Below are 6,371 nucleotides of genomic sequence, written 5' to 3' on the forward strand. Positions count from 1 at the left end.
GCTAACCCGACTCGGACCACCCTTTGTCGGTAAGAGCGGCACACTCCGGAAATACGACACGAGGTCGGTTGTTCAGCCGAGGATAGTTCGTGTGGAAGAGTCAACCCATGGCAGAACTTGATTCCCAACCGAAATCCGTCCAGTCAATCTACTCGTGGTTCAGCGAAGGCAAGCTCTTTGTGAATCGTCGATACCAGCGCAAGTTGGTGTGGACGCTGGAAGAAAAACAAAAGTTGGTCGAGTCCGTTCTCAAGAAGTATCCGGTTCCGGCTATATTGCTCGCTGAGCGCGAGACGGGCGATTACGAGATCATCGACGGATTGCAACGTCTTCATTCGCTGGTGTCCTTCATTGAAACCGCATTTCCTACACTTGACGATAAGCACTTTGACGTTGCACAGTTCCCGACTGCCAAGGCTCGGTCCGATGAGGGAACTTTCGATCCCGCATCCGGAGACCTGCTCGCTGTGAAGGAGGTGACCAGCTTCCTTGACTATTCCCTCGCCATTTCGGTGATGCGCGGTGCCACCGAGGATGAGATTGACGACGTTTTTGCCCGAATAAATACGTACGGTCATCGCCTGAGTGACCAGGAGAGACGGCAAGCCGGTGTTCAAGACGACTTTTCAAATCTCATTCGTGAACTGGCGTGCGAGCTGCGTGGAGATGCATCGAGTGACATCCTGGAACTACAGCAGATGCCATCCATCAGCATCGACCTGCCCATGACCAAGCACGGCTACGATGTCGTGGCCGAAGAGGTTTTCTGGGTCGAGCAGGGCATTCTCCGGTCCACCGATCTCCGCGACAGCATGGACGAACAGTGCATTGCGGATATAACCGGTTGCATCGTCGGGGGGCGGATGCTTGATCGCTCAAAAGACGCTTTGGACAGCATCTACCAAGCGACTCATGGGGAGAACAAGAGGCTGATAGACGCCCTTGACTCTTACGGCGCTGATACGTTCTCGGCAGAATTCAAGTACTGCGTCGATGAGATCCTGAAAGTTTGTGCGGCGGGCACGCCGAAGAAGCTCCGGGAGATCATTTTCGACAAGAGGTCGACGAACGCTTTCCCGGCGGTATTCGCCGTGCTGATGGTGGCATTTCATGAATCTTTGATTCGTGGCCAGAAAATGATCGCGGACTACGAAGGCATCAAGAAGAGCCTCCTCGGGCTCTACGGCCGGATCGAGACTAGCCGGAGGGCTACTACGCCTGATGAGCGCAGGAAGAATATAGACACGGTCAAAGGCCTCATTAATCAACATCTTGTCGATAGCGAACACAAGAAGATCTACGGTAGCCACGCCTCCGTCGACATAGACGCAGAAATTCGCCGCTCGGAGATAGAGCTTCCCCACTACGAACTTAAACAGGGCATGTTGCCTGTGGGCGGGGCGCGGCACGTCAGCCAAGCATTCTTCGACAAGATCATTCGTACGATCTGTGCCATCGCGAACAACGGCAAGGGCCGGGCGGGCTCGATAATAATCGGTGTCACCGATAAGGACGCTGACGCCGAAAAAATCGCGGCTCTAGACGGAATCAGTCCGAGGAAGGTTGGCAAGCGTTACGTGGTCGGAGTGAAGCGCGAAGCTCAAGCCCTTGGAGAGAAGCCTGAAGCTTACTACGCTCGCTGGAAGCACGCGATCAGAAACTCTGCTCTAAGCAATCCGCTGCGCGACTCCGTACTCTCCAGCATGGACTTCAACGACTACTTCGGCCTGGGTGTTATCGTGATCGCCGTTCCGCCTCAGCAGGAACTTTCCTTCGTTGGAGACGATGTGTACTGGCGGGATGGCGACGAAACGACCAAGGCGAAGGACTTCAAAAAGGTCTCGGAACTTACCAAGCGGTTTATTTAGAAATCCCGACGCGGCCTCCCTACGGTGCGCCGAGCGGGTTCAGTAAAGACCCCGTCAGCTAAGTGCTGACGGGGTCTTTGTCGTTTACGCATCAGGGATGGATTCGACCGGACCTAGATGCGTACCCGCGATCGAGGAGGTCCGTATACGCCTCGCGATACTCGCGGGACGCCATGAGGAGGGCCACCGACAAGAGGACGGAGACGACGCGATCTCTCACTGGACGACGTCCTTCCAGGCGATCGTCGCCGACTGGACGCGGAGGACCTGGACGCCGAGACGCCGGTAGTCCTCGTGCTCACGGCGGAGGCGCGTCTCCTGGCCGCGAGCGGCGCCCTTCGTCATATAAGGTCCGTAGGCGTAGACATAGACACCCTTCTCCGTAGTGAGCTCCTCCAGGACGCGGAAGACGGGCTCGTCGACCGGCGCCAGGTGACGGGCCACTAGCGCGACGCCTTGCGGGCCTTGCGGGCAGCCTTGCCAGCCGCGCGACGCTTCGCCTTCACGGCCGGGTCGACCGTACCGGCGTAGATGTGCTTACCGAGGCGGTTCAGGCCGAAGAGGACGCGCTTCTGGAAGATGTTTTCAGGGATCATTTTCTGGGCTTCTTTCCGTTGTGAATCAGGGGAGCGGAACGCCGGGCGCAAGAGACAAGCCGGGCGATCGCGGAGCAAGTAGGGCAGGAGGCCCGATGGGCCAGGAGGCGGCGCCGGACCTCCTGCCAGGGCGTGCTAGGCACGGTGGAGCTCGCGGGCAGCCGTCGCAGCGGCCCGCCAGTTATCAGCGACGAAAGGGTCGAGGCCGTCGAAGCTCGCGAGCGGCGTAGTGACGCCGGTAGCGCGGCGGAACGCATTCAGAAGAGCCAGGGCCTCCTCGTCGAGCGTCCGCGCTTCGGCGCTCGCCTTCTCCGCCTCCACTCGCTCGCGCTGAGCCTGGAGAGCCTTCGCCCTCTCTTCGGCCTCCTCGCGACGCTTCGCCGACGCGCGATACTCGACGTGAGAGCGCAGCGAGACGGTCGCCTGGGCGGTGGCAGGGTCCAGGAAGGACGCGCCGGAGACGCTCATAAGCGCCAGCGCCAGAGCCGGGACGGCGTCCCTTTTGACGTAGACCGTCGCCCCCGCGTCAGTCTTGATCGCGGCGATCTTGTCGCCCTCGAAAGCGTCCTCGTCGACCCGGATCGAGTCGCCGAAGTCGTCAGTGTAGAAATAGGAACTCATGGGCGGGCCTTTCGGGCGTCGTGCTTCGTGAAGGGGACCGAGAGGAGGAAAGGAGGCTCGCTGCGCCGAACCATGCCCAGCGCGTTACGGGCCGCCTCTTCTGTCCAGAAGGGATACTTCCGGGCCTCTTTGTGGTCGAGGAGGAAGGTCGACTCCGGCGAGACGACCTGGATCTCGTAGCGGGGGAGGGCCGGGGCCTCCTGGCGCGGGAAGAGCCACGCCAGGAGGAGGGCCAGGGAGCGGCGGATCATTCGGCGCCAGCGTGAAGCTTGCGGGCGGCCTTCGCACACTGGATCCACGCTTCGCGAGCGTAGGGGCTACTGATATCCGCCAGGGAGTCGACGACGTTCAGGTCCAGGGCAGCATACGAGGCGTTCGCCAGGGTCAGGGCCTCCTCTTCGAGCTTCGCGGCCGCTTCCTTCTTCCGGAAGATGCTGTAAAGCGTCGCGGCGGCAGACTCCAGGGCCGTTCCGTGAGCGTCCGGATTGATCCCGGCCGACTGGAGGATCGCCAGGGCAGCGGCCGGGGCGTCCTCCTTCGAAACGAAGGTGCCGAGCGAGCCGGAGCCGGTGAAGTGCGTCTTCACGAGGGCGCCTTCAGCTTCGCGGGCGATACCGACCTTCGGCGCCGGTACGATAGTCAGCGAGTCGCCGTCGGCGTCGGTCACGGTCAGCGGCAGGGAGTAGGCAAGAGTAGTCATTTTCTGGGCTTCTTTCCGTTGTGGATCAGGGGTTTAGCCGACGGGTAAGACGGGAGGAGGAAGGCGGAGGCGAAGGCTTCAGCCAGGCGGGCGAACGCGCGGTTCACGCTCACCAGAGACGGCGCTACGGCCTCCGGCCGGAAGGTAGTCACCATGGGCGGCGAAGCCACGCCGCGACGCGGGGCGCGAGGGCCTCGACGAGGGCGCGGATCGCGTCGGCGAAGTAGGGCGTCACTCGAAGATGACCTCCTCGACGTCGAGGGGATGCACGACGGCCGGACGGCCCCGTCCTCCGGAGCGGATCGTGAAGAGATCCGGGTCCGTCGCGTGGCGGTGAACGGTTCCGGTAAAGATCCGGCCGTCGTACTTCGCGACGGTCACGACGCGGGCCTCGTCGGCGGCGCGCTCCAGGTAGTCGGCGGGGCTCACTTCGCGGCCTCCGTGGGGAGATCGCCGTAGGACTTGCCAGCGGCGGTTACTTCGGCCGTCGTCGCGGGGGCCTTGCGGGTCCGGCGCTTCGTGGCGGGCGGCGTGGGGACTTCAGCGACCTGGGGGTGATCGGTAACGATCAAGCGGGCCGAAGCGAGCTCTTGCATCTGCTCCGGCGTAAGCTCCATCCCGTCCGGGACATGGAGGATAGCCGGGGCCTGGGGAAAGAGGGCGAGCGTCGCATGAACCTGGGCTTCAGCGAGGATCGAGATCCGGGCAGAAGCCGGGCCTTGCGGGTAGCTCTGGGCTAGCTCGACGAGCGCGGCGGCTTTGTCGAAGTGCTGTTGAGGGGCGGCCATTTTGGGGCTCCTTCTCTGTCGATTTGTTCGGACAGAGGAGGAGAGGGCCGGAGGCCGGGGTCCTGCTCAAAAGAGCGGAAAATAAAAAAGAGTGGCGAAGTGACGGAAAGAGCGTCACTTTGTATTAGTTGTTAAGAGAGAGAGCCTCTTAACAACTAATAGAGAGTGACGCTAAAACCGTCACTTCGTCACTCAGAGAGTCACGAAGAGGGCCTAGAGGGGCGTGTAAACGTCGCCTCCGGCGTCTCGCCCGGCGTCAGTCCGCGCGGGCCGCGTCGGCGAGCTCGTAGTCGACGTCTATATCGACCCAGCGCCAGGGGATCTCCAGGCGTCGCACGTCCATCTTCTTCGAGCCACGGATCGCGGGCTTGACGACGATTGAGCCAGTCAGGGCGCCAGCGAGCAACGCGCGACGGCCTGGGAGCTCGCGGGCCTCCCAAGCTTCCGCGAAAGTCTGCCCAGTCTCGACCTGCTCGACGACGGGCTCGGCCGGGACGGTCTCCAGGAACTCACGCCGGGCGCGGAGCTTCGTCAGGCGATCGACGAGCGCGACAATGTTCGCGTCCGGGGCGGTCATTTGGGCGGCTGTCTCCGTGATCGCGTGCTCGACTTCCGCGAGCTCGCCAGTGTCGCGCGAGGTCTCGCGGTACTCGATCACTTGGAAATGCCCGGCCAGGGCCAGGAACTCCGCGACGACATGATCTTCGATCAAGTGCGCCGTGACGCTCACCTTCGCTTTACAGGCGCCAGGGGCGGCGCCGCAGACGTAGCGGTTAGTCACGGAGCCGTCGGCCAGCGTGTCGCCTTGTCCGGCGCGCATAGATCCGCCGCAGGTCGCGCAGACCAGGAGGCCGGAGAGGAGGCGCTTTCCGCGCTTGATGCCCGCTCGGGTGACGACGCCCCACTTACTGTTAGCTGAGATGCCCGCGCGGAGAGCTCGCGCCTCGTCGGGAGTAATGAGCGGCGGCCAGACTTGCTCCGGTAGGCCGTTCTCGTCTAGGAGGGGCCGGTATGTCCGGGTGTTGTCGCCTCTGATTCGATGCGTCATGTATCCCAGGAGCGAGTCGCGCCGGAGCATGTCCGCGAGAAGCGAAGCATTCCAGAGCGGCGCCGTGCGCGGGGTGAGGCCCTCCTCGTTGAGCTTCTTCGCCGTCAGGTAAGGCGAGTGTCCGGCGAGGACCATATCGACGGCCCGCCGGACGATCTTCGATTCGTGCGGGTCGATCTCCAGGCCGCGCCCCTGGCCGGAAGGGTGCGGACATGTGCGGTAGCCATAGGGCACGCGGCCGGAGTGCTTGCGCTGCTGGCGAAGGTGGGCGCGCGCCGAGGCGACGCGGGTCGCGACGTTCTCCCGCTCCATCCGGCCGACTTCGGCAATCAGCGAGACGTGCATCCTCCAGGTCTGGGCGTCGGAGCGGATTCCGTCGCCCATAGCGACGAAGAGCGCCGGACGGCCGGAGGCTTCGCGCCCGTCGATCGTTTCGACAAGGTCGGCGACGGCGCGGACGCCCTGGCGGCTCCAGCGGTCGAACTTCCAGACGGCGATTACGTCGGCGTGGCCGTCGCGAAGCATTTCCAGGGCGCGGTCGGCCTTCGCTCGACGCTTGCCTCCGGAGAGGCCGTCGTCTGTGAGGACCTGGACGACCTCCCAGCCCTCGCGGTCGGCGAGGTCGCGAAGGTCCTTTTCTTGGCGGACAATAGAGGTCGACTCGTCCGTCGTGACGGAGAGACGTAGGTAAAGAACCGCGCGAAGCGGCTTACGTGAGTCGGTCATGTGTCAATTATGCGGTATCGGCCA

General features: G+C 62.9%; 9 protein-coding genes. 1 reads left to right on the forward strand and 8 read right to left on the reverse strand.

Annotated features, from left to right (window positions below; translation table 11 throughout):
- Positions 1–107 precede the first annotated feature (107 nt).
- Positions 108–1,868, forward strand: coding sequence for a GmrSD restriction endonuclease domain-containing protein (locus tag NFJ07_RS23100; protein WP_269998161.1), 1,761 nt, complete (start codon positions 108–110; stop codon positions 1,866–1,868).
- A gap of 216 nt (positions 1,869–2,084) precedes the next feature.
- Here the strand turns inward: NFJ07_RS23100 and NFJ07_RS23105 are convergent, their stop codons facing one another.
- The 8 genes from NFJ07_RS23105 to NFJ07_RS23140 form a co-directional block, all read right to left on the reverse strand.
- Complete coding sequence (locus NFJ07_RS23105) at positions 2,085–2,312, reverse strand: hypothetical protein (RefSeq protein WP_269998163.1); 228 nt, start codon at positions 2,310–2,312, stop codon at positions 2,085–2,087.
- Positions 2,312–2,464 carry a hypothetical protein gene (locus NFJ07_RS23110; protein ID WP_269998166.1) on the reverse strand — a complete coding sequence of 51 codons (153 nt, stop codon included), beginning with the start codon at positions 2,462–2,464 and terminating at the stop codon, positions 2,312–2,314. The genes NFJ07_RS23105 and NFJ07_RS23110 overlap by 1 nt, the downstream gene beginning before the upstream one ends.
- A gap of 135 nt (positions 2,465–2,599) precedes the next feature.
- A complete protein-coding gene (locus NFJ07_RS23115; RefSeq protein WP_269998168.1) occupies positions 2,600–3,085 on the reverse strand; it encodes a hypothetical protein in 486 nt (161 codons plus the stop codon).
- Positions 3,082–3,336, reverse strand: coding sequence for a hypothetical protein (locus NFJ07_RS23120; protein WP_269998170.1), 255 nt, complete (start codon positions 3,334–3,336; stop codon positions 3,082–3,084). The genes NFJ07_RS23115 and NFJ07_RS23120 overlap by 4 nt, the downstream gene beginning before the upstream one ends.
- Complete coding sequence (locus NFJ07_RS23125; protein WP_269998172.1) at positions 3,333–3,785, reverse strand: hypothetical protein; 453 nt, start codon at positions 3,783–3,785, stop codon at positions 3,333–3,335. The genes NFJ07_RS23120 and NFJ07_RS23125 overlap by 4 nt, the downstream gene beginning before the upstream one ends.
- 231 nt (positions 3,786–4,016) lie before the next feature.
- Positions 4,017–4,214 (reverse strand): hypothetical protein, encoded by a 198-nt coding sequence (locus tag NFJ07_RS23130; RefSeq protein WP_269998174.1) that lies wholly within the window; start codon positions 4,212–4,214, stop codon positions 4,017–4,019.
- The gene (locus tag NFJ07_RS23135) at positions 4,211–4,573 is read right to left on the reverse strand and encodes a hypothetical protein (protein WP_269998175.1); all 363 of its coding nucleotides are present in this window, start codon (positions 4,571–4,573) and stop codon (positions 4,211–4,213) included. The genes NFJ07_RS23130 and NFJ07_RS23135 overlap by 4 nt, the downstream gene beginning before the upstream one ends.
- 256 nt (positions 4,574–4,829) lie before the next feature.
- Positions 4,830–6,347, reverse strand: a complete 1,518-nt coding sequence (locus NFJ07_RS23140; RefSeq protein ID WP_269998176.1) for a recombinase family protein — start codon at positions 6,345–6,347, stop codon at positions 4,830–4,832.
- Positions 6,348–6,371 lie beyond the last annotated feature (24 nt).

The sequence above is a fragment of the Arthrobacter sp. B2a2-09 genome, from assembly GCF_027587375.1.
Taxonomy (GTDB): Bacteria; Actinomycetota; Actinomycetes; order Actinomycetales; family Micrococcaceae; genus Arthrobacter.

Coding starts and splice junctions, on each gene's coding strand:
- NFJ07_RS23140 (WP_269998176.1), bottom strand. CDS start 6,347: ATGACCGACTCACGTAAGCCGCTTCGCGCGGTTCTTTACCTACGTCTC.
- NFJ07_RS23115 (WP_269998168.1), bottom strand. CDS start 3,085: ATGAGTTCCTATTTCTACACTGACGACTTCGGCGACTCGATCCGGGTC.
- NFJ07_RS23100 (WP_269998161.1), top strand. CDS start 108: ATGGCAGAACTTGATTCCCAACCGAAATCCGTCCAGTCAATCTACTCG.
- NFJ07_RS23110 (WP_269998166.1), bottom strand. CDS start 2,464: ATGATCCCTGAAAACATCTTCCAGAAGCGCGTCCTCTTCGGCCTGAAC.
- NFJ07_RS23135 (WP_269998175.1), bottom strand. CDS start 4,573: ATGGCCGCCCCTCAACAGCACTTCGACAAAGCCGCCGCGCTCGTCGAG.
- NFJ07_RS23120 (WP_269998170.1), bottom strand. CDS start 3,336: ATGATCCGCCGCTCCCTGGCCCTCCTCCTGGCGTGGCTCTTCCCGCGC.
- NFJ07_RS23125 (WP_269998172.1), bottom strand. CDS start 3,785: ATGACTACTCTTGCCTACTCCCTGCCGCTGACCGTGACCGACGCCGAC.